This is a genomic window from Nocardia sp. NPDC060220, from assembly GCF_042727815.1.
Lineage (GTDB): Bacteria > Actinomycetota > Actinomycetes > Mycobacteriales > Mycobacteriaceae > Nocardia.
In genome coordinates this window covers 1-1,992 of the sequence record NZ_JBHWZY010001085.1, presented here as the reverse complement: position 1 = coordinate 1,992, position 1,992 = coordinate 1, and the positions used below count along the sequence as shown (strand labels likewise).

Here is a 1,992-nt window from a genome sequence, read left to right as displayed (position 1 = left end):
GGCGCGTTCCTGGAAACTCTGGTCAGCCACGACACCGCTGCCCTGGTCGACAAGATCGGGACCTGGCTCGACCAGTTGCGCACCATCCTCACCGTCCTCGGCGCCCGCACCCCCGCCGATCTGGTCGGCGCCGACCTGCTCGTCACCGGCGATGTCGCGAACTTCTGCCTGCTTCGCGGCATCGACGCCGCAGCACTTGCCCACCGGAGCCCCTGGTGGCGTGAATCCGAAAATCGAGAAGGAGTCACCCATGAATGACATGTCGTACGCGGCGGTGCCGCTGCAGTGGGTGGGGCCTGTCCGCATTACCGGAAATGTCGTCGACGACGCCGTCGACGTTCCCCTCGCCACCTACGAAACCCCGCTGTGGCCCTCGGTCGGGCGCGGCGCGCGCATCAGCACCCTGGCCGAGAAGGGCATCGTCGCGACGCTGATCGACGAGCGGATGACGCGCTCGATCCTGCTGGAAGCCGACGACGCGTACACCGCCTACACCACGGTCGGGCAGTTGGAAGGCCGCATGGCCGAGCTCCAGGAGGTGGTCGCCGGCAGCAGTCGTTTCGCCCGGCTCATCGACCTGCACCACCAGATCACCGGCAACCTGCTGTTCCTGCGCTTCGAGTTCACCACCGGTGACGCGTCGGGCCACAACATGGCGACCCTGGCCAGTGACCACCTGATGGATCACATCCTGTCGACCATGCCCGGGGTGCGCTACGGCTCGATCTCGGGCAACTACTGCACCGACAAGAAGGCCACCGCGGTCAACGGCATTCTCGGTCGCGGCAAGAACGTGATCACCGAACTGCTCATCCCGCGCGAGGTGGTCGAGCAGCGCCTGCACACCACCGCGGCGCAGGTGACTCAGCTCAATATCCGCAAGAACCTGATCGGCACCCTGCTGGCGGGTGGAATCCGTTCCGCCAACGCGCATTACGCCAACATGCTGCTCGCGTACTACCTGGCGACCGGCCAGGACGCCGCCAATATCGTCGAAGGATCCCAGGGCATCACCCATGCCGAGGATCGTGACGGCGACCTCTACTTCTCGTGCACCCTGCCCAACCTGATCGTGGGCACGGTCGGCAACGGCAAGCACGCGAGTTTCGTCGACGAGAACCTGGAACGCCTCGGCTGCCGCGAAGACCGGCAGCCCGGCGAGAACGCCCGACGCCTCGCGGTGATCGGGGCGGCCACCGTGTTGTGCGGGGAGCTGTCGCTGATGGCGGCACAGACCAACCGCGGTGAATTGATGCGTGCCCATACCCAATTCGAGCGGTCCACCACGAGCAACGGAAGCCCACGATGACAACTACACCGGTCGGTATCCACGACCTCTCGTTCGCCACCACCCACTACGCTCTCGATCACGCCGTCCTCGCCGAGCGACTCGGCGTGGATCGCGACAAGTTCTACCTCGGCATCGGCCAGGAGAAGATGAGCGTCGCCGCCGCCGACGAGGACATCGTCACCATCGCCGCGGCCGCCGCCAAGCCGATCCTGGAACGGCACGGCACCGACAACATCCGCACCGTGCTGCTGGCCACCGAGACCGGTGTCGACCAGTCCAAAGCCGCTGCGCTGTACCTGCACTCGCTGATCGGGCTGCCCAACGCCGCCCGCGTCGTCGAGCTCAAGCAGGCCTGCTACGGCGGCACCGCCGGGCTGCAGTTCGCCGCGGGGCTGATCGCTCGCGACCCGTCGCAGCGGGTGCTGGTCATCGCCGCCGACATCGCGAAGTACGAACTCGACACCCCGGGTGAGCCGACCCAGGGCGCCGCCGCTGTCGCGATGCTGGTCACCGCGGATCCGGCGATCCTGGCGCTGGACCCGATTTCGGGCCTCTACAGCGCCGACATCATGGACTTCTGGCGTCCGAATTACCGGACCGAGGCCATCGTGGACGGCAAGACCTCGGTCAACGCCTACCAGAAGGCCGCCCAGGAGGCCTGGTCGGACTACCGCCGTCAGGGCGGTCGTGAGCTCGGTGAG

At 66.8% G+C, this 1,992-nt stretch carries 1 protein-coding gene and 2 pseudogenes; all 3 read left to right on the top strand.

Annotation, left to right across the window (positions count from 1 at the left end; translation table 11 throughout):
• A pseudogene (locus ACFWF3_RS33885) lies at positions 1–258 on the top strand (type 2 isopentenyl-diphosphate Delta-isomerase); the annotation flags it as partial.
• Positions 251–1,309, top strand: coding sequence for a hydroxymethylglutaryl-CoA reductase (locus tag ACFWF3_RS33880; protein WP_378988246.1), 1,059 nt, complete (start codon positions 251–253; stop codon positions 1,307–1,309). The pseudogene ACFWF3_RS33885 and the gene ACFWF3_RS33880, both read left to right, overlap by 8 nt.
• Positions 1,306–1,992 (top strand): annotated as a pseudogene (locus tag ACFWF3_RS33875) (hydroxymethylglutaryl-CoA synthase); the annotation flags it as partial. The gene ACFWF3_RS33880 and the pseudogene ACFWF3_RS33875, both read left to right, overlap by 4 nt.

Bases quoted from the DNA above. Each gene is read 5' to 3' on its own strand.
- ACFWF3_RS33880 (WP_378988246.1), top strand. From the start codon at position 251: ATGAATGACATGTCGTACGCGGCGGTGCCGCTGCAGTGGGTGGGGCCT.